Source organism: Streptomyces pilosus (assembly GCF_014649835.1).
Taxonomy (GTDB): Bacteria; Actinomycetota; Actinomycetes; order Streptomycetales; family Streptomycetaceae; genus Streptomyces; species Streptomyces pilosus.
The window spans coordinates 885,022-904,449 of the sequence record NZ_BMTU01000001.1 but is presented as its reverse complement, the minus strand read 5'-3'; the positions used below and the strand labels follow the sequence as shown (position 1 = coordinate 904,449).

18 protein-coding genes and 2 tRNA genes are annotated in these 19,428 nt (G+C 70.0%); 17 read left to right on the top strand and 3 right to left on the bottom strand.

Going from position 1 to position 19,428, the window contains the following annotated elements; all coding sequences use genetic code 11:
• Positions 1–4: 4 nt before the first annotated feature.
• Genes IE118_RS04055 through IE118_RS04035 form a run of 5 tightly spaced genes read left to right on the top strand, consistent with a single transcriptional unit; the run spans position 5 to position 3,687 of the window.
• A complete protein-coding gene (locus IE118_RS04055) occupies positions 5–250 on the top strand; it encodes a hypothetical protein (protein ID WP_229846650.1) in 246 nt (81 codons plus the stop codon).
• Positions 247–945, top strand: a complete 699-nt coding sequence (locus tag IE118_RS04050) for a DNA cytosine methyltransferase (protein ID WP_189555822.1) — start codon at positions 247–249, stop codon at positions 943–945. The genes IE118_RS04055 and IE118_RS04050 overlap by 4 nt, the downstream gene beginning before the upstream one ends.
• Positions 942–2,327 (top strand): replication initiator protein RepSA, encoded by a 1,386-nt coding sequence (gene repSA / locus IE118_RS04045; protein WP_308431812.1) that lies wholly within the window; start codon positions 942–944, stop codon positions 2,325–2,327. The genes IE118_RS04050 and repSA overlap by 4 nt, the downstream gene beginning before the upstream one ends.
• A gap of 2 nt (positions 2,328–2,329) precedes the next feature.
• Complete coding sequence (locus IE118_RS04040) at positions 2,330–2,539, top strand: excisionase family DNA-binding protein (RefSeq protein ID WP_189555821.1); 210 nt, start codon at positions 2,330–2,332, stop codon at positions 2,537–2,539.
• Positions 2,539–3,687: a tyrosine-type recombinase/integrase gene (locus tag IE118_RS04035; RefSeq protein ID WP_189555820.1), complete on the top strand. Its 1,149-nt coding sequence runs from the start codon at positions 2,539–2,541 to the stop codon at positions 3,685–3,687. Before IE118_RS04040 ends, IE118_RS04035 begins: the two co-directional genes overlap by 1 nt.
• 66 nt (positions 3,688–3,753) lie before the next feature.
• On the opposite strand, the gene IE118_RS04030 is transcribed toward IE118_RS04035, so the two are convergent.
• A tRNA-Gly gene (locus IE118_RS04030) sits at positions 3,754–3,827 on the bottom strand.
• A gap of 167 nt (positions 3,828–3,994) precedes the next feature.
• Here IE118_RS04030 and IE118_RS04025 point away from each other — a divergent pair.
• The 5 genes from IE118_RS04025 to clpX all read left to right on the top strand — a co-directional run bounded on the left by IE118_RS04025 (position 3,995) and on the right by clpX (position 8,870).
• A tRNA-Pro gene (locus tag IE118_RS04025) sits at positions 3,995–4,071 on the top strand.
• 165 nt (positions 4,072–4,236) lie between these two features.
• On the top strand, positions 4,237–5,637 hold the full coding sequence (gene tig / locus IE118_RS04020) for a trigger factor (protein ID WP_189555819.1): 1,401 nt from the start codon (positions 4,237–4,239) through the stop codon (positions 5,635–5,637).
• A 363-nt stretch (positions 5,638–6,000) separates the two neighbouring features.
• Complete coding sequence (locus IE118_RS04015) at positions 6,001–6,606, top strand: ATP-dependent Clp protease proteolytic subunit (RefSeq protein ID WP_030217676.1); 606 nt, start codon at positions 6,001–6,003, stop codon at positions 6,604–6,606.
• Between the two features lie 115 nt (positions 6,607–6,721).
• On the top strand, positions 6,722–7,402 hold the full coding sequence (locus tag IE118_RS04010; RefSeq protein WP_306430354.1) for an ATP-dependent Clp protease proteolytic subunit: 681 nt from the start codon (positions 6,722–6,724) through the stop codon (positions 7,400–7,402).
• Between the two features lie 181 nt (positions 7,403–7,583).
• Positions 7,584–8,870: an ATP-dependent Clp protease ATP-binding subunit ClpX gene (gene clpX, locus IE118_RS04005; RefSeq protein ID WP_004931355.1), complete on the top strand. Its 1,287-nt coding sequence runs from the start codon at positions 7,584–7,586 to the stop codon at positions 8,868–8,870.
• Positions 8,871–8,950: 80 nt separating this feature from the next.
• Here the strand turns inward: clpX and IE118_RS04000 are convergent, their stop codons facing one another.
• Both IE118_RS04000 and IE118_RS03995 read right to left on the bottom strand, forming a co-directional pair.
• Entirely contained in the window at positions 8,951–9,832 is an 882-nt protein-coding gene (locus IE118_RS04000) for a hypothetical protein (RefSeq protein WP_189555818.1), read from the bottom strand.
• Positions 9,833–9,869: 37 nt separating this feature from the next.
• The gene (locus IE118_RS03995) at positions 9,870–10,826 is read right to left on the bottom strand and encodes a hypothetical protein (RefSeq protein ID WP_189555817.1); all 957 of its coding nucleotides are present in this window, start codon (positions 10,824–10,826) and stop codon (positions 9,870–9,872) included.
• A 137-nt stretch (positions 10,827–10,963) separates the two neighbouring features.
• On the opposite strand from IE118_RS03995, the gene IE118_RS03990 reads away from it, so the two are divergent.
• The 7 genes from IE118_RS03990 (at position 10,964) to mreD (ending at position 19,415) form a co-directional block, all read left to right on the top strand.
• Complete coding sequence (locus IE118_RS03990) at positions 10,964–13,588, top strand: valine--tRNA ligase (protein WP_189555816.1); 2,625 nt, start codon at positions 10,964–10,966, stop codon at positions 13,586–13,588.
• A 347-nt stretch (positions 13,589–13,935) separates the two neighbouring features.
• Positions 13,936–15,435, top strand: a complete 1,500-nt coding sequence (gene folC / locus IE118_RS03985; RefSeq protein ID WP_229846649.1) for a bifunctional tetrahydrofolate synthase/dihydrofolate synthase — start codon at positions 13,936–13,938, stop codon at positions 15,433–15,435.
• A 6-nt stretch (positions 15,436–15,441) separates the two neighbouring features.
• Complete coding sequence (locus IE118_RS03980) at positions 15,442–15,792, top strand: DUF4233 domain-containing protein (RefSeq protein WP_189555815.1); 351 nt, start codon at positions 15,442–15,444, stop codon at positions 15,790–15,792.
• A gap of 65 nt (positions 15,793–15,857) precedes the next feature.
• On the top strand, positions 15,858–16,271 hold the full coding sequence (gene ndk, locus IE118_RS03975) for a nucleoside-diphosphate kinase (protein ID WP_189555814.1): 414 nt from the start codon (positions 15,858–15,860) through the stop codon (positions 16,269–16,271).
• Positions 16,272–16,599: 328 nt separating this feature from the next.
• Positions 16,600–17,619, top strand: a complete 1,020-nt coding sequence (locus IE118_RS03970; protein WP_024887540.1) for a rod shape-determining protein — start codon at positions 16,600–16,602, stop codon at positions 17,617–17,619.
• Positions 17,620–17,791: 172 nt separating this feature from the next.
• Entirely contained in the window at positions 17,792–18,733 is a 942-nt protein-coding gene (gene mreC, locus IE118_RS03965) for a rod shape-determining protein MreC (RefSeq protein WP_189555813.1), read from the top strand.
• A gap of 13 nt (positions 18,734–18,746) precedes the next feature.
• Positions 18,747–19,415, top strand: coding sequence for a rod shape-determining protein MreD (mreD, locus tag IE118_RS03960; protein ID WP_189555812.1), 669 nt, complete (start codon positions 18,747–18,749; stop codon positions 19,413–19,415).
• Positions 19,416–19,428 lie beyond the last annotated feature (13 nt).

Sequence of the window (19,428 nt, the reverse complement as noted above, 5' to 3'; positions counted from 1 at the left end):
CGTCGTGGGACTCCTGAACTGGACCTCCAGCCAACACTACGACCACGGCGGCGACTGCCCCTGCACCCAGTGCGGCAAGCCCACCCCGCTGCGCTCCCACGACGGTGAGCCCGTCCACAAGGTGTGCGCGGAGGACTGGAACGACCGCCACCCCAGCGCCCCCCGCCACGAGCACGAGGGCCGCGACCTGGGCACCCGCCGCTTCCACTCCGACCCCCCGCGCAAGAGCCGCAAGGACGGTGCCCGATGACCACCGCACCGGGCCGCGTCCTCGACCTGTTCTCCTGCGCCGGCGGGGCCGCCATGGGCTACCACCGCGCCGGATTCACGGTCGACGGCTGCGACATCGCCGACCGACCCCGCTACCCCTTCGCCTACCACCGGGGCGACGCGCTGGAATACCTCGCCCACCTGATCGAGACGGGCGACACCGAGCGGTACACCCTCGTGCACGCCTCCCCGCCCTGCCAGGCCGGCTGCACGCTGACCGTGGGAACCAACGCCTCCCAGGGCTGGGGCGGCACGCACGCCGACCTCGTGGCAGCCACCCGCGAACTCCTCGACCGCACGGGCCTGCCGTACGTGATCGAGCAGCCCAACGGACGGGCCGAGATCCGCAAAGACCTCACCCTCTGCGGGGAGATGTTCGGCCTCGGCGTCCTGCGACACCGCAACTTCGAACTCGGCCGCTGGTCCACCCCGAAACCGGCTCATCCACGGCACCGGGGCTACGTACGCGGCCACCGCCACGGCGTCCACCGCACCGGCCCCTATGTCGCCGCATACGGCAACGGCGGCGGCAAAGCCACCGTCCCCGAAATGCAGCACGCCATGGGCATCACCTGGACCGACGTCCGCGAGGAACTGACCGAGGCGATCCCGCCCGCCTACACCCACTGGATCGGCCACGCCTTCGTGACCGCCCGCCAGGAGGTGTTCGCGTGACCAACGCCGCCACCATGGCGGGCCTGGACCCGGCCACCCTCGCCGACGTGCTGAGGCTGGCCGGGTCCACCGGCTTCGACCGCATCCAAGACCAGATCCGCCGCACCGGCGGCTGCTCCGACCCGATCCACCTCCAGGGCTCGACCGTCACCCGCGACGCCGCAACCGGACACGTGCTGCACTCCTACTCGACCGACACCGAACCCGGCGGACGGCTCCGCGTAGCCTGCGGCAACCGCCGCGCCTCCCGCTGCCCGGCATGCGCCTGGACCTACGCCGGCGACACCTACCACCTGATCCGCGCCGGCCTCGTCGGCGACCCGGCCAAGGGCACCCCCGAGACGATCCGCGACCACCCGCGGGTCTTCGCCACCCTCACCGCACCCTCGTTCGGCCCGGTCCACAACCGGCCCGGCAACCGGCCCTGCCGCTGCGGCACCCGCCACGACGAGGACGCCCCGGAGCTGGGCACACCGCTCGACCCCGACACCTACGACTACGCGAGCGCGGTGCTGTGGAACAACCACGCCTCCGAGCTGTGGCGCTACTTCACGATCTACCTGCGCCGCGAGATCGCCAAGCGCGCCGGACTCACACAGAAGGACGCCAAAGAACAGTCCCGCGTTGCCTTCGGCAAGGTCGCCGAGTACCAAAAGCGCGGGTCAGTGCACTTCCATGCCGTGATCCGCTTCGACGGCCCCGCCGGGCCAGACGATCCCCCGCCGGCCTGGGCCACCCTCGACCTGCTCACCGACGCGATCCATGCCGCTGCTGCGCGCGTGGCAGTCGACGTGCCCCCGTCCGGGGACCAGCCCGCCCGCACCCTGCGGTGGGGCACACAGCTCGATGTACGGCCGATCCGGGCCTTCGGTGACGGCGAGGAGATCAGCGAACAGGCCGTCGCCTCCTACGTCGCCAAGTACGCCACCAAGGCCGCTGAAACCACCGGCACCGTGGACCGCCGCATCGGTAACAAGGAAGCCCTCGTCCTGCTCGGCGTGCCCGACCACCCGGCCCGGCTCATCGCCGCGTGCCTCGACCTCCATGCGCTCTACCCGGACCGCAAGCTGCGCGATTGGGCCCACATGCTCGGCTTCCGTGGCCACTTCTCCACCAAGTCCCGCCGCTACTCCACCACCCTCGGTGCCCTCCGCCAGACCCGCGCCGACTACCGCGCCACGCAGCAACGCCAAGCCCTTGGCCTGCCCGACCCCGACGACCAGGAAGCAACCACGCTCACCCTCGCCCATTGGACCTACGCCGGCCACGGCCACACACCCGGCGAATCCTGGCTCGCCGCCAACATCCGCCGCGACATCCAACACAACCGCGAAACCGCCCGGGAAGCCCTGCAAGACCTCGATGCCCAAGGGGAGGACTGAACATGGACCGATTGCTGACCGTGGACCAGGTCGCCGAACTGCTGGGGACAACGGTGCGTTTCCCTCGGAGGCTGATCGAGGAAAGGCGCATCGAGTACGTCAAGGTTGGAAGGCATGTGCGCATTCGCGAAAGTGCCGTGTGCGCGCTGATTAAGTCCAACACGGTTCAGCCTCGCCGGCCTAGTGGAGCTGTCCGGGGGGTGGCTGCCTGATGGCAGGGAAGCGTCGCCAGTTCGGCCGGGTCCGCAAGCTCCCGTCCGGCCGCTATCAAGCCCGCTACGTTGGTCCTGACGGCATGCTCCGACCGGCCCCTGAGACTTTCCGTACGAAGAAGGACGCGGACGCCTGGCTTGCCGATAAGCAAACCGAGATGCGACGCGGTGATTGGCACGACCCTGACGCCGGGAAGGTGGCATTCGGTCCGTATGCCGCTGCCTGGATTGAGGAACGCGAGGTGACCACGCGGACGCGGCAGCTCTACGCCTCGTTACTCCGGCACCACCTCGCACCCACGTTCGAGCCCGTCAACGTTGCCGACATCTCGCCCCCGCTCGTGCGTCGCTGGCGTGCGGACAAGCTCGCTGCCGGGACGGGGCCCACGACCGTTGCCAAGGCGTACGCCCTGCTTCGCGCCATCCTGGGCACCGCTGTCGCTGACCAGATGATCCGGCGCAATCCGTGCACGATCAAAGGTGCGAGCGTGGTGCACACACCTGAGCGGCCGACCGCGACCGTGCAGGAGGTCTACGACCTGGCCGACGCCATCCAGCCGCGCTACCGGGTGCTCGTGCTCATGGCCGGTTTCCTCGGCCTGCGCTGGGGCGAACTGATCGGTCTGCATCGTCGGGACATCGACCTCGACCACGCTGCCGTGCGCGTCCGCCGGGCCGTCGCCGAACTCAACAACGGACAGCGTGAAATCAAGGCACCCAAGAGCGCGGCCGGCAAGCGCACGGTCTCGATCCCGGCCGCGATCCTCCCGGAGATCCGTGAGCATCTGAACAAGTACGCCGAACCGGGTGCGGATGGCCGGGTGTTCGTGGGCGCGAAGGGGGCGACTCCGCGACGGAACCACTTCAACCGGCTGTGGCGTAAGGCGTGCGACGACATCGGGGTCAAGGCCCTGCACTTCCATGATCTTCGGCACACCGGCAACACGCTCGCCGCGTCGACCGGTGCCAGCACCCGCGAGCTGATGGCGCGCATGGGCCACAGCACCGCCCGGGCCGCGCTGATCTACCAACACGCCAGCGCCGAGCGTGACCGGCTGATCGCCGATGCCGTGTCCGGGCTCGTCGACAGGGGCAGGAAGGGCAGGGATCGGAAGCCCAAGGGGCACGCCGGGGACACGACTGATTGATCGGGACCCCGGAAAGCGGTCAGGGCCAGGCGGAGGAAAGATCCTCTGACCTGGCCCTGAGCCATGTGGAGCGGGCGACGGGAATCGAACCCGCGTAGCCAGTTTGGAAGACTGGGGCTCTACCATTGAGCTACGCCCGCACGGAGCGCGCCGCGCGTCGGAAGGCCGCGGCACTGACAGGCATCGTAGCGGGTCGTACGCCCTCGTCGCACACCCCGTTTCCGGACCCGCCGCGCGCGACCGCACCGCGCGCGGGAATGCGGAGGCCGTTCCGCCCGGGTGCATGTACCCTTCGTCTCGCACCAGACGGGGTGTGGCGCAGCTTGGTAGCGCGTCCGCTTTGGGAGCGGAAGGCCGTGGGTTCAAATCCCGCCACCCCGACCAGCCACCTGCCCATCCGCCGGTGATCGCCTTTTGGGTGCCGTAGCCGCTGCCGTTACTATGCAAGCTGCACGCCCTGTGTGTCTCTGAAGTCCTCCGGGCGGCGAATCGGCCGGACCGCTCTGGTCCCGGCAGAACCCGAGAAGTCAGCCACAAGGAGACCGAACCGTGAAGAGCGCCGTGGAGACCCTGAACCCGACCCGGGTTCGGCTCACTGTCGAGGTGCCCTTCGAGGAGCTCAAGGACAGCCTCGACGCGGCGTACAAGAAGATCAACCAGCAGGTCACGGTGAAGGGCTTCCGCAAGGGCAAGGTCCCGGCCCGGGTCATCGACCAGCGCTTCGGCCGCGGTGCGGTGCTGGAGGAGGCCGTCAACGACGCCCTCCCGAAGTTCTACACCGACGCGGTCAACGAGGCCGAGCTGAACCCGCTGGGCCAGCCCGAGGTCGACATCACGGAGCTGAAGGACGGCGAGACGCTGAACTTCACCGCCGAGGTCGACATCCGCCCCGCCATCGAGATCCCGGACTACTCCGGCATCGAGGTCGAGGTCGACGCCGTCGAGGTCACCGACGAGGACGTCGACAAGGCCGTCGAGGAGCTGCGCGAGCGCTTCGCCTCCACCTCCCCGGTGGAGCGCGCCGCTCAGGACGGCGACGTCGTCACCATCGACCTGCAGGCCAAGGTCGAGGGCGAGGTCCTCGAGGACGGCGTCGCCGACGGCGTCTCGTACACCATCGGCTCCGGTGAGCTGCTGGACGGCATCGACGACGCCGTGAAGGGCGTGGAGGCCGGTGGCGAGGCCACCTTCACCTCCGAGCTCAAGGGTGGCTCGGCGGCCGGCAAGGAGGCCGAGGTCACCGTCAAGGTCACCCAGGTCGCCGCGCGTGAGCTGCCCGAGCTGGACGACGACTTCGCCCAGCTCGCCTCCGAGTTCGACACCCTCGAGGAGCTCAGGGCGGACAGCCGCAAGCGCCTGGAGAACATGAAGCAGTACGACCAGGCCACGCAGGCGCAGGAGCGTGTCCTGGAGAAGCTGCTCGAGCTGGTCGAGGTCCCGGTCCCCGAGAAGCTGCTCGAGGACGAGATCAACACCCGCAAGCACAACCTCGAGCACCACCAGCTCGGCCAGATGGGTCTCGACCTCGCGAAGTACCTGGAGATCCAGGGCAAGACCGAGGAGGAGTTCGACGCCGAGACCCGCGAGGCCGCGGTCAAGGGCATCAAGACCCAGTTCGTCCTCGACGAGCTCGTCAAGCAGGAGAAGCTGAACGTCAACCAGGAGGAGCTCACCGAGCACCTCATGCGGCGCGCCGCCTCCTCCGGCATGTCCCCCGACCAGTTCGCCCAGGCCGTCGTCGAGCAGGGCCAGGTCCCGCTCCTCGTCGGTGAGGTCGCCCGCGGCAAGGCCCTGGCCGCCGTGGTCGAGAAGGCCACCGTCAAGGACACCAACGGCGAGATCGTCGACCTCGAGGACGAGGAAGAGGACGAGACCGCCGAGACCGCCGAGGCCGCGGACGCCGCCGAGGACAAGGCGGACGAGAAGGCCGGCGAGAAGACCGAGGGCTGATCCCTCGCGTCGTCTCCGACGTGATCGACAGGGCCCCGGGGTGGACGACACCCCGGGGCCCTTCCGTCCGGTCCGTCCGGCGCGGCTGCGGCCCGCCGGGGGCGCAGGGAACCGCGCGGTCCGACCCGGACGGCCCCGCCGGCGAGCGGGCGTCCGGCGCCCCCCGCGCGGCGCTTCGCGGAGTACACCGCGCTACGCCCCCGGCGAACACCCCGCTTACCGGGATTCCCCGGCGCAGCCCCCGCGTTAGGGTCCATGAATACGAGGGCAGGGGAGTCACCGAAGACGGCTCCAGCCCCGCAGGGAAACGTGAGACGGCCCGGCGCCGTCGTAAGACGAGCAGGTGGATACGTGACGAATCTGATGCCCTCAGCCGCCGGCGAGCCCTCTATCGGTGGCGGCCTCGGCGACCAGGTCTACAACCGGCTGCTCGGCGAGCGGATCATCTTCCTCGGCCAGCCGGTCGACGACGACATTGCCAACAAGATCACCGCACAGCTGCTGCTCCTTGCCGCCGACCCGGACAAGGACATCTACCTGTACATCAACAGCCCCGGCGGCTCCATCACGGCCGGCATGGCGATCTACGACACCATGCAGTTCATCAAGAACGACGTGGTGACGATCGCGATGGGTCTGGCGGCCTCCATGGGTCAGTTCCTGCTGAGCGCGGGCACCCCCGGCAAGCGCTTCGCGCTGCCCAACGCCGAGATCCTGATCCACCAGCCGTCAGCCGGTCTCGCCGGTTCGGCCTCGGACATCAAGATCCACGCCGAGCGTCTGCTGCACACCAAGAAGCGCATGGCCGAGCTGACGTCCCAGCACACCGGTCAGTCGGTCGAGCAGATCACCCGCGACTCCGACCGCGACCGCTGGTTCGACGCCTTCGAGGCCAAGGAGTACGGCCTCATCGACGACGTGATCCCCACGGCCGCCGGTATGCCGGGCGGCGGCGGCACCGGGGCCTGAGCGGCCGTACGGGGCCCCGCGGCCCCGTAGACGCCCCCACCGGGCCCCGCCCGGGGCCCGGTGTACAGCCCCAGCAGCCCCAGCCGACCGCCTCAGCCCCCTTCCAGGAGACACCGTGAACGACTTCCCCGGCAGCGGCCTGTACGACCGTGCACGCGCCGAGTACACCGGCCCCGCGGCCGAGTCCCGCTACGTCATCCCGCGCTTCGTCGAGCGCACCTCCCAGGGCATCCGCGAGTACGACCCGTACGCGAAGCTCTTCGAGGAGCGCGTCATCTTCCTCGGTGTGCAGATCGACGACGCCTCCGCCAACGACGTCATGGCGCAGCTGCTGTGCCTGGAGTCGATGGACCCCGACCGTGACATCTCGGTCTACATCAACAGCCCCGGCGGCTCCTTCACGGCGCTGACGGCGATCTACGACACGATGCAGTACGTGAAGCCGGACATCCAGACGGTCTGCATGGGCCAGGCGGCCTCCGCCGCCGCCGTCCTGCTGGCCGCCGGCACGCCCGGCAAGCGCATGGCCCTGCCGAACGCGCGCGTGCTGATCCACCAGCCGTACAGCGAGACCGGCCGGGGTCAGGTCTCCGACCTGGAGATCGCCGCCAACGAGATCCTCCGGATGCGTACGCAGCTGGAGGAGATGCTGGCCAAGCACTCCACCCGGCCGCTGGACAAGATCCGCGAGGACATCGAGCGCGACAAGATCCTCACCGCCGAGGACGCGCTGGAGTACGGACTGATCGACCAGATCATCACCACCCGGAAGATGGACAACTCCAGCCTGCGCTGACGCGAGGCGGGGTGTAACGTCTGCCGCCCCTTGGCACGGTTTGGCACGGTCCACGTCAAAGTGAACCGTGCCAAGGGGGGCCCGAACGGGGGCCCAGGCAAGGTACCGTCGACATAAGGCAGCACCAGGAGCCGCCGGACACGGACGTCCGGTCGTCTCCCAGGCGAAGGGGAAGCACACCGTGGCACGCATCGGTGACGGCGGCGATCTGCTCAAGTGCTCGTTCTGCGGCAAGAGCCAGAAGCAGGTCAAGAAGCTCATCGCAGGGCCCGGTGTGTACATCTGCGACGAGTGCATCGATCTCTGCAACGAGATCATCGAGGAAGAGCTCGCGGAGACCAGTGAGGTCCGCTGGGAGGAGCTTCCCAAGCCCCGCGAGATCTACGAGTTCCTCGAGGGGTACGTGGTCGGGCAGGAGGCGGCCAAGAAGGCCCTCTCCGTCGCCGTGTACAACCACTACAAGCGCGTCCAGGCCGGCGAGAACGGCGGTGCGCAGGGCCGCGAGGACGCCATCGAGCTGGCGAAGTCCAACATCCTGCTGCTGGGCCCCACCGGCTCCGGCAAGACGCTCCTCGCCCAGACCCTGGCGCGCATGCTGAACGTCCCGTTCGCGATCGCCGACGCCACGGCGCTCACCGAGGCGGGGTACGTCGGCGAGGACGTCGAGAACATCCTGCTGAAGCTGATCCAGGCGGCCGACTACGACGTCAAGAAGGCCGAGACCGGGATCATCTACATCGACGAGATCGACAAGGTCGCCCGCAAGAGCGAGAACCCGTCGATCACCCGTGACGTCAGCGGCGAGGGCGTGCAGCAGGCCCTGCTGAAGATCCTCGAGGGGACCACGGCGTCCGTCCCGCCGCAGGGCGGCCGCAAGCACCCGCACCAGGAGTTCATCCAGATCGACACGACGAACGTGCTGTTCATCGTGGGCGGTGCCTTCGCCGGACTGGAGAAGATCATCGAGGGCCGGGCCGGCGCCAAGGGCATCGGTTTCGGCGCGACGATCCGCTCGAAGCGGGAGATGGAGTCCAAGGACCAGTTCGAGGAGGTCATGCCGGAGGACCTGGTCAAGTTCGGCATGATCCCCGAGTTCATCGGCCGGCTCCCGGTCATCACCTCGGTGCACAACCTCGACCGCGAGGCCCTGCTCCAGATCCTGGTCGAGCCGCGCAACGCCCTGGTGAAGCAGTACCAGCGCCTCTTCGAACTGGACGGCGTGGAGCTGGACTTCGAGCGCGAGGCGCTGGAGGCCATCGCGGACCAGGCGATCCTCCGCCAGACCGGCGCCCGCGGACTGCGCGCCATCATGGAGGAGGTCCTCCAGGGCGTGATGTACGAGGTCCCGTCCCGCAAGGACGTCGCCCGCGTGGTCATCACGGCCGACGTGGTCCTCTCCAACGTCAACCCGACCCTGATCCCGCGCGACGCCCGCGGCCGGGGATCCGGCGAGCAGAAGACGGCGTAACCGCGAGGGCGTGCACAGCGACGCGGAAGGGGCCCCGGTCATCGACCGGGGCCCCTTCTCGTCGTGCGGACGAACCGCGGTCAGGCCTTGACCCGTGCGGCGGAGCGCAGGTCGGCCGCGAACGCCGCGACGTCCTTCGTGGCGAGGCCGCCGCTGCCGCCCTTCTGCGCCGCGGCCAGGTCCAGTCCGTTGACCACGCCGTAGGTGCTGTGGTCCGCCCACACGCACACAGGCATCTCGAGCTTGGTGGCGCCCTCGGCGATCACGGCGGTCTGGCACTTCATGACGGCACCGTCGAGACCGTCCGGCTCGACCGTCTCCGGGCTGCCCTCCCAGGTGACCGTCTCCTTCGCGCCGGCGGTGTCCCCGGCGTCCTTGGAGTTGTCGTGGGCGTTGACGAACGCCTTGTCGATGGAGCCCTCCGGGTCGCTGATCTCCCCGTAGGCGCCGTTGAACGCCATCGCCTTGCCGAGCCGGTCGGCCGAGCCGGTGGCGTAGGACGCCTTCACGACCTTGCCGCCCTCGATGCCGATCTTCTCCAGGTCGGCCTCGGACTTCGTGCCCGTCGGACCGCCGTCGCCCGAACCGGACGAGCCGCCGCCCTTCTTGTACGCGCCGACCGAGGCCGGCGGCTGCAGCTTGTGCGGCCCGTCGTCCGCGATGTCCGCGCCGCCGCCCCCGCCGATCACGAAGTACGCGCCCACGCCGATCGCCGCGACGACCGCGACCGCGCCGACGATGATCGCCGCCTTCCTGCCGCCGCCCCCCGAGGCGGGCGGCTGGGGCGGCGCGCCGTACGGGGCCTGGCCGTGCGGCGGCTGCTGACCGTGCGGAGCCTGCTGCGGCGGGACGCCGGGCTGCTGCGGGTGGCCGTAGCCGGGCTGCGGAGCCTGCGGCTGCCCGCCGTACGGCCCCGGCTGCTGGGGCTGCCCCCCGTACGGGCCCGGCTGGTTGTGGCTCATTGCTTGCTTTCCCCTCCAGTCACTGACGCCGCGGCGCTCAGGCCTTGGTGCGGACCTCGTCGCGCAGCTTGGTGGTGATGTCCGCGGCGGCGCTCTTGGTGATGTCCTTGGTGTTGTCACCGGGGGAGACCACCGCGATGGTGCTGTAGTCGCCCCAGGCGCAGAACCAGTTGGTCGTCGCCTTCTGGGTGAGGTCGTTGGTGCCCTTGGCCGCCTGGCACTTCATCACCGCGCCGTCGATGTCGACCGACTCCGGCTCACCGACCAGCTCGGACATCAGCTTGTTGTCCGAACCCTTCTCGGTCTCCTTCTTGAGGGACTCGAAGATCTTGTCGACCGCGGCCTCCGGGTCGGTGACCTCGCCGTAGGCGCCGAAGAACGACACGCCCTTGGCGGCCAGCAGCTCCGACTGGTCGGGGAGCGAGGTCGGGTCCTGCGGGTCGTAGTTGCTGAAGTCGGCCGTCGAGTAGGCGGCGGCCACGGACGTGCCGTCCTTGATGCCGCCCTTGGCCAGGTCCTTCGCCATGTCGGAGCCCGAGTCCTCGCCGCCCTCGCCGACGCGCGTGTACTCGCTCAGCACCTTCTCCGGCGTCGCCAGCTTGTGCGGGCCGTCGTCCTCCAGGCCGGCCGCGCCGCCGCCCCCGCCGATCACGAAGTACGCGCCCACGCCGATCGCCGCGACGACCGCGACCGCGCCGACGATGATCGCCGCCTTCTTGCCACCGCCCCCCGAGGCGGGCGGCTGGGGCGGCATGCCGTACGGGGCCTGGCCGTAGGGCGGCTGCTGGCCGTACGGGGGCTGCTGCGGCGGGACGCCGGGCTGACCGGGCTGCTGCGGGTAGCCGTAACCCGGCTGACCGGGCGGCGGGGCTTGCTGGGGGTAGCCGTAGCCGGGCTGCGGAGCCTGCGGCTGCTGGCCGTAAGGTCCCGGCTGGCCGTACGGCCCGGGCTGCTGGGGCTGCCCGCCGTACGGGCCCGGCTGGTTGTAGCTCATTACTGGGTTCCCCTCCAGATGCTTACGCGTTGCTGACATCCTGACTCAGGAGGGAAGCGTTCAGGCGGGCGGGGGTCGCACCGTTACAAACGAAACGCGTTTCGGGACAGGCTCGTGACGCCTCTAAACTGAGCCCCGTGACCGAGAACGCTCAGCAGCAGCCACCAGCGCCCACGACCGAACTGCCGACCCAGTACGCGCCGGCCGATGTAGAGGGGCCGCTGTACGAGCGCTGGGTGGAGCGCGGTTACTTCGAGGCGGACGAGAAGAGCGACAAGCCGCCGTTCACCGTCGTCATCCCCCCGCCGAACGTCACCGGGAGCCTGCACCTCGGGCACGCGTTCGAGCACACGCTGATCGACGCCCTGACCCGCCGCAAGCGCATGCAGGGCTTCGAGACGCTGTGGCAGCCCGGCATGGACCACGCCGGCATCGCCACACAGAACGTCGTCGAGCGGGAACTGGCCAAGGAGGGCAAGTCCCGCCACGACCTGGGCCGCGAGGCGTTCGTCGAGCGGGTCTGGCAGTGGAAGGGCGAGTCCGGCGGGCAGATCTCCGGCCAGATGCGCCGTCTCGGCGACGGCGTCGCCTGGTCGCGTGAGCGCTTCACCATGGACGAGGGCCTGTCGACGGCCGTCCAGACCATCTTCAAGCGGCTCTACGACGACGAGCTGATCTACCGCGCCGAGCGCATCATCAACTGGTGCCCGCGCTGTCTGACCGCGATCTCCGACATCGAGGTCGACTACCAGGAGGACGACGGCGAGCTCGTCTCCATGAAGTACGGGGACGGGGACGACACCATCGTCGTCGCCACGACCCGCGCCGAGACGATGCTGGGTGACACGGCCGTCGCCGTCCACCCCGAGGACGAGCGCTACAAGCACCTGGTCGGCAAGCTCGTCAAGCTGCCGCTGACCGACCGTTCCATCCCGGTCGTCGCCGACGAGCACGTCGACCCGGCGTTCGGCACGGGCGCCGTCAAGGTCACCCCGGCCCACGACCCGAACGACTTCGAGATCGGCCGGCGCCACGACCTGCCCGCCATCGCGGTCATGGACGAGCACGCCGTCATCACCGCCCACGGCCCCTTCCAGGGCCTGGACCGGCTCGAGGCCCGCTCCGCCATCGTCGCCGCGCTGCGCGCCGAGGGCCGGATCGTCGCCGAGAAGCGGCCCTACGTCCACTCCGTCGGCCACTGCTCGCGCTGCAAGACCACCATCGAGCCGCGGCTGTCCATGCAGTGGTGGGTCAAGGTCGGCCCGCTGGCCAAGGCGGCCGGTGACGCCGTCCGCGACGGCCGCGTCAGGATCCACCCGCAGGAGATGGAGAAGCGGTACTTCGACTGGGTCGACAACCTCCACGACTGGTGCATCTCGCGGCAGTTGTGGTGGGGTCACCGCATCCCCGTCTGGTACGGGCCGGACGGCGAGGTCGTCTGCGTCGGACCGGACGACGAGGCGCCGACCGGCGAGGGCTGGCACCAGGACAGCGACGTCCTCGACACCTGGTTCTCCTCCGGCCTGTGGCCGTTCTCCACGCTCGGCTGGCCCGAGGAGACCGGGTCGCTCGCGAAGTTCTACCCCAACTCCGTCCTGGTCACCGGCTACGACATCCTCTTCTTCTGGGTCGCCCGGATGATGATGTTCGGCCTGTACGCGATGGACGGCACCCCGCCGTTCCACACCATCGCCCTGCACGGCATGGTTCGCGACCAGTTCGGCAAGAAGATGTCGAAGTCCTTCGGCAACGCGGTCAACCCGCTGGACTGGATGGACAAGTACGGCAGTGACGCGCTCCGCTTCACCCTCGCCCGCGGTGCCAACCCCGGCGTCGACGTGCCGATCGGTGAGGACTGGGTCCAGGGCTCGCGCAACTTCGCCAACAAGATCTGGAACGCGACGCGGTTCGCGCTGATGAACGGCGCGACCGTCGAGGGTCCGCTGCCGGACGCCTCGGAGATGTCGCCGACCGACCGCTGGATCCTGTCCCGGCTGAACTCGGTCGTCGCCGAAGTCGACGCGTACTACGACGACTTCCAGTTCGCCAAGCTGTCGGACGCACTGTTCCACTTCGCCTGGGACGAGGTCTTCGACTGGTACGTCGAGCTGTCCAAGACGACGTTCCAGGCGGGCGGCGCCCCGGCCGAGGTCAGCAAGCGGGTCCTCGGCGAGGTCCTCGACGTCACGCTGCGGCTGCTGCACCCGGTGGTCCCCTTCGTCACGGAGACGCTGTGGACGACCCTGACGGGCGGCGAGTCGGTCGTCGTCGCCGACTGGCCGTCGGACAGCGGTTTCCGGGACGCGGACGCCGAGCGGGAGATCGAGACGCTCCAGTCGGTGATCACCGAGGTCCGCCGCTTCCGTGCGGACCAGGGGCTGCAGCCCGGCCAGCGGGTCCCGGCCCGGCTGACGCTCTCCGGGACGGCACTCGCCCCGCACGAGCCGGCCGTCCGGCAGCTGCTGCGCCTCCAGCCGGAGGGTGACTCCTTCACCGCCACGGCGACCCTGCCGGTCGCGGGCGTGGAGGTCGCGCTGGACCTGTCCGGTGTGATCGACGTCGCCGCCGAGCGGAAGCGGCTGGCGAAGGACCTCGCCGCCGCCGAGAAGGAGAAGGCGCAGGCGACGGCGAAGCTCGGCAACGAGGCGTTCCTGGCGAAGGCGCCGGACCAGGTGGTCGACAAGATCCGCACGCGGTTGGCGAAGGCGGAGGAGGACATCGTCCGCATCCAGTCCCAGCTGAACCGCCTCCCGGCGGCCTGACCCCGCCGCGTCGCACACGGGACCGACTCGCCGCCGCTGCGGGCAGCCGTGCGTCTCCCAGTGCCCGAGGGGCCCGGGAGGTGTCTCCAGCGGCACCCTGCGAGCGCCGGCGAGTGGTGCAACCCGCCGAAGGCCCCCGAGCTGAACAGCTCCGGGGCCTTCGGCGGCCCGGGGGTGGACCGCGCCGCTCGGCGCGCACGAGGCGCCGCCTGCGCCCACCCGTGCCGCCCCGGCGGCACGACTGCCCGCAGCCTGGCGGCGGTGCTGCTCGCGGCGGGCGGCGGTGCTGCTCGCGGCGGGCGGGACGGGGCCGGGGGTGGTGGGGGGAGGTACGTAGACTGGGGTTCGTGAGTGAGCTCCCCCCGAACGACAGCGACTCCTTCGAGGAGATCGTCGCCGCCGAGACCGACCGCGACCCCGACCTCGCGGTGATCGAGGCCGGCAGCCGCACCCTGCGCACCCAGGGCGGGCCGCCCCAGGCGGACGTGCCCGCGCGTCCCGAGGACCCCGAGGTCGACAAGGCGCTGCGCGAGGTGGAGGCGGAGCTCGCCACCCGCTGGGGCGAGACCAAGCTGGAGCCCTCGGTCAGCCGGATCGCCGCCCTGATGGACGTCCTGGGCGAGCCGCAGCGCTCGTACCCGTCGATCCACATCACCGGCACCAACGGCAAAACCTCCACCGCCCGCATGATCGAGGCCCTGCTCGGCGCCTTCGAACTGCGCACCGGCCGCTACACCTCCCCGCACGTCCAGTCGATCACCGAGCGGATCAGCCTCGACGGGGCCCCGGTCGCCGCCGAGCGGTTCGTCGAGACGTACCGGGACATCGAGCCGTACGTCGAGATGGTCGACTCCCGGCAGGAGTACCGGCTGTCCTTCTTCGAGGTGCTCACCGGCATGGCGTACGCGGCCTTCGCCGACGCGCCGGTGGACGTGGCGGTCGTCGAGGTCGGCATGGGCGGCAGCTGGGATGCGACGAACGTGATCGACGGGAGCGTCGCCGTGGTGACGCCCATCGACCTCGACCACACCGACCGGCTCGGCAACACGCCCGCGGAGATCGCCACCGAGAAGGCCGGCATCGTCAAGCGCGACGCGACGGTGATCATGGCGCAGCAGCCGGTGGACGCCGCGCAGGTGCTGCTGAGGAAGGCCGTCGAGGTGGACGCCACGGTGGCCAGGGAGGGCCTGGAGTTCGGGGTCGTCGCCCGGCAGGTCGCCGTCGGCGGCCAGCTGGTGACCCTGCGCGGACTCGGCGGTGAGTACCCCGAGGTGTACCTCCCGCTGCACGGCGCGCACCAGGCGCACAACGCGGCCGTGGCGCTCGCCGCCGTGGAGGCGTTCTTCGGCGTCGGCTCCCAGCACGCCCAGCCGCTCGACATCGACACGGTGCGCAAGGCGTTCGCCGCCGTCGCCTCCCCGGGCCGGCTCGAAGTCGTACGGCGGTCGCCGACCGTCGTGCTGGACGCCGCGCACAACCCGGCGGGCGCGCGGGCGGCGGCCGAGGCGGTCGGCGAGGCGTTCCAGTTCAGCCGGCTCATCGGCGTGGTGGGCGCGAGCGGCGACAAGAACGTGCGCGGGCTGCTGGAGGCGTTCGAGCCGGTCTTCGCCGAGGTCGTCGTCACGCAGAACTCCAGCCACCGCGCGATGGACGCCGACGAGCTCGCCGCGGTCGCCGTCGAGGTGTTCGGCGAGGACCGCGTCCAGGTCGAACCGCGGCTGCCCGACGCCCTGGAGGCCGCGATCACGCTGGCCGAGGAGGAGGGCGAGTTCGCGGGCGGCGGTGTGCTCGTCACCGGTTCCGTCATCACCGTCGGCGAGGCCCGACTGCTCCTGGGGAGGGGCTGAGTTCCCGTGCGTACGCTCTGCGCTTCGACGCTGATCGGCGAGTTCTTCATCATCGGCTTCGCCGGACTGGTCGCGATGAAGGACGCGGACCTGTCCACCGGCACGGTGTGGACGGTCTGCGGCATCGCGATGTTCCTGTGCGTGGCCCTGTGCGGGGTGATCACCCGGCCCGGCGGGGTGGGCCTCGGCTGGGCGCTGCAGCTCGCGCTGATCGCCTCCGGTGTGTTCGTCCCGATGATGTTCTTCATGGGCGCGGTCTTCGCGCTGCTGTGGTGGGCATCGGTGCACTTCGGGCGAAAGGTGGACGAAGCGAAGGCCCGTTTCGCCGCGCAGGCGGAGCAGCCTGACGCTGCGTGACAGCGGCCGCGACACGCCCGGTAATCTCGTGACCCCGCACCACTTCACGCACAAGGAGCTCCGTCGTGACCCAGCGCACCCTCGTCCTGCTCAAGCCCGACGCCGTCCGTCGTGGCCTGACCGGCGAGATCATCAGCCGTATCGAGCGCAAGGCCGGCTGGCAGATCACCGCGCTGGAGCTGCGCTCCCTGGACCACGACACGCTGGAGCAGCACTACGGCGAGCACAAGGGCAAGCCGTTCTACGAGCCGCTGATGGAGTTCATGGCCTCCGGCCCGGTCGTCGCCCTGATCGTCGAGGGTGAGCGGGTGATCGAGGGCGTGCGCAAGCTGGCGGGCCCCACGGACCCGATCGCCGCCGAGCCCGGTTCGATCCGCGGCGACTTCGGTGTGATCGTCCGCGAGAACCTGATCCACGCGTCCGACTCCGAGGAGTCCGCCGAACGCGAGGTGAAGATCTTCTTCCCGGGCCGCGCGTGACGTCGCCCGAACGGCCGTAGCGGATTTTCCGCATAACGATCACGTCGCGGCCGTGGCCAGCACGTTTGTGGTTTGTCGGATGGTCTGGGGGCTTTGCCCCCGGACCATTTCTGGCATATGCGCGGCGTTCGGGGGAACGGATGCCCCCGATGGCCCGTCTCCACAAGCAGGGCGACCCGCCATCTGATGACAATGGCGAAGACCCTCGCGCGGTGTTCGCGAAGGCGCGTCTACGATGGAAGCCTTCACGTCACCGCACCCACCTCGCCGACCTGAAAAGCCCTCAAAAGCTCGCGGGAAGGCCAGTCGAATCCTGATGGGGAACTCAATGTCGTTCATCGGCCGTGACATGGCTGTCGACCTCGGGACCGCCAACACGCTGGTGTACGTCAGGGGTCGCGGGATCGTACTCAACGAGCCGTCCGTCGTCGCGATCAACACCAACACCGGTGGCATCCTCGCGGTCGGTGCCGAAGCGAAGAAGATGATCGGGCGCACGCCGGGCAACATCGTCGCCGTGCGTCCGCTGAAGGACGGCGTCATCGCCGACTTCGAGATCACCGAGCGGATGCTCCGCTACTTCATCCTGAAGATCCACAAGCGGCGGTATCTGGCCCGTCCGCGGGTCGTCGTCTGTGTGCCCTCGGGCATCACCGGCGTCGAGCGCCGCGCCGTCATCGAGGCGTCGTCCCAGGCCGGCGCCCGCCAGGTGCACATCATCGAGGAGCCCATGGCGGCCGCCATCGGCTCCGGGCTGCCGGTCCACGAGGCCACCGGCAACATGGTGGTGGACATCGGCGGCGGCACCACGGAGGTCGCGGTCATCTCCCTCGGCGGCATCGTCACCGCCCAGTCCATCCGCGTCGCGGGCGACGAACTGGACAACGCGATCATCCAGCACATCAAGAAGGAGTACTCCCTCCTGCTGGGTGAGCGCTCGGCCGAGCAGATCAAGATCACGATCGGTTCGGCGTACGACCTCGACACCGACGAGCACACCGAGATCCGCGGCCGGGACCTGGTCTCCGGACTGCCCAAGACCGTCGTCATCTCCGCGGCCGAGGTGCGCAAGGCGATCGAGGAGCCCGTCAACGCCATCGTCGACGCGGTCAAGACCACCCTGGACAAGTGCCCGCCGGAGCTGTCCGGCGACATCATGGACCGGGGCATCGTCCTGACCGGCGGCGGCGCTCTGCTGCGCGGCCTCGACGAGCGGCTGCGCCGGGAGACGGGCATGCCCATCCACATCGCCGAGGACCCGCTGGACAGCGTGGCGCTCGGCTCCGGCAAGTGCGTCGAGGAGTTCGAGGCGCTCCAGCAGGTGCTGGACGCCCAGCCCCGCAGATGACACGACGCCTCGATTCCGCCGTACGGGACGTTCACCTCTCGTACGGCGGATCGCTGGTATAGAGGCACGGGATCGCCCACAACGCCTCGAAAAGTACCGAACACACCGTCAGACACCTGAACAACACGACACCGCACACCCGTTCTCGACGAGGAAGGCACGGCCGCCGCACGTGAGGGACACACGAGAGAGCCGGCTGCTCCTGGTGCTGCTGATCGCCATCGCGTTCGCACTGATCACGGTGGACATCCGCGGTGGGGAGGATTCTCCGGTCGACGGTGCCCGGCAGGCCGCGGCGACCGTCTTCGGCCCGATCGAGAACGGCGTGTCCAGCGCGGTCGACCCGATCGGCAACGCGGTCACCGCCGTCCGCGAGTCCGGCGACCGGCACGACCGGCTCGCCCGGCTGGAGCGGGAGAACGCGGCGCTCAAGGCCGAACTCGGCAGCGACGACCGCAGCCGCAGCCGCCTCGCCCAGCTCGACAAGCTGCTGAGCGTCTCCGGCAAGGGCCAGTACGGCATCAAGGGCGCCCAGGTCATCGCCATAGGAGCGGCCCAGGGCTTCTCCTGGACCATCACCATCGACGCGGGGGCCAACGACGGCATCCAGCGCGACATGACCGTCCTCAACGGTGACGGGCTCGTCGGCCGGGTCACCACCGTCGGCCCGAACACCGCCACCGTGCTGCTGGCCAGCGACCCCGACTTCACCGTCGGCACCCGCATGGAGGGCTCCGACGAACTGGGCTTCGCCTCCGGCCAGGGGGACCGCCCGCTGCGCGTCGAACTGCTCAACGGCAAGGCCGAGATCAAGAAGGGCGACCGCCTGGTCACCTTCGGCTCGCAGGCCGACAAGCCGTTCGTGCCCGGCGTGCCCGTCGGCGTCGTCTCCCGCGTCGACCCCTCCGGCGGCGACCTCACCCGCACCCTCTACGTCACGCCGTACGTCAGCTTCAGCAAGCTCGACGTGGTCGGCGTCGTCGTCCAGGCCCCGAAGAAGGACCCGCGCGACACGGTGCTGCCCAAGAAGCCCGAGCCGACCCCCACCCCGACCGTGACGGTGACCGTCACCCCCTCCGCCCCTGCCGACGGCCTGAACCAGCAAGAGCAGTAGGAGCTGTCACCCCATGCGCGTCAACCGGATCCTGCTCTCCAGCTCCCTGATCGTCGTCGCCCTGGTGATCCAGGTGAGTGTCCTCGCCCGCCTCCACCTCCCGGGCGCGGTCCCCGACCTGCTGCTGCTCACCGTCCTCGGCCTCGCCCTGGTCTACGGCCACGTCGGCGGCGCCCTCGTCGGCTTCGGCGCCGGACTCCTCGCCGACCTCGCCCCGCCCGCCGACCACGCCGCCGGCCGCTACGCCCTCGTGCTGTGCGTCATCGGCTACCTCGCCGGACTCGTCAAGCCCGAGAGCGGGCAGGTCAGGTCGGCCACCGGTCCCATGGTCGTGGTGGTCGCCGCCGCCGTCGGCTCCACCCTGCTCTACGCCGGGGTCGGCGCCCTCGTCGGCGACACCGCCGCCCGCCACGTCGGCCTCGGCTCCCTGCTGTTCACCGCCGCCCTGTACGACCTGCTGCTCGCGCCGTTCGTCGTGCCCGGCGTCATGGCCCTGGCCCGGCGCGCCGAGAACGATCCGCTCGCCGAGACCGGCTCCACGGCGTCCGGCGACATCTCCTCCGGCTGGCTCTCCGGCGGCACCGGACTGCGCATCGGCGGCCAGCGCGGCGGACTGAAGACCAAGGCGGCCCGGGCCCGGACGGCCCGCGCCGGACGCATCAAGGGGGTCAAGCGCCTGTGACCGCCCGGAACTT

Bases quoted from the DNA above. Each gene is read 5' to 3' on its own strand.
- IE118_RS03970 (WP_024887540.1), top strand. From the start codon at position 16,600: ATGTCGTTCATCGGCCGTGACATGGCTGTCGACCTCGGGACCGCCAAC.
- mreD (WP_189555812.1), top strand. From the start codon at position 18,747: ATGCGCGTCAACCGGATCCTGCTCTCCAGCTCCCTGATCGTCGTCGCC.
- IE118_RS04000 (WP_189555818.1), bottom strand. From the start codon at position 9,832: ATGAGCCACAACCAGCCGGGCCCGTACGGGGGGCAGCCCCAGCAGCCG.
- IE118_RS04050 (WP_189555822.1), top strand. From the start codon at position 247: ATGACCACCGCACCGGGCCGCGTCCTCGACCTGTTCTCCTGCGCCGGC.
- IE118_RS04015 (WP_030217676.1), top strand. From the start codon at position 6,001: ATGCCCTCAGCCGCCGGCGAGCCCTCTATCGGTGGCGGCCTCGGCGAC.
- IE118_RS04040 (WP_189555821.1), top strand. From the start codon at position 2,330: ATGGACCGATTGCTGACCGTGGACCAGGTCGCCGAACTGCTGGGGACA.
- IE118_RS03995 (WP_189555817.1), bottom strand. From the start codon at position 10,826: ATGAGCTACAACCAGCCGGGCCCGTACGGCGGGCAGCCCCAGCAGCCC.
- IE118_RS04035 (WP_189555820.1), top strand. From the start codon at position 2,539: ATGGCAGGGAAGCGTCGCCAGTTCGGCCGGGTCCGCAAGCTCCCGTCC.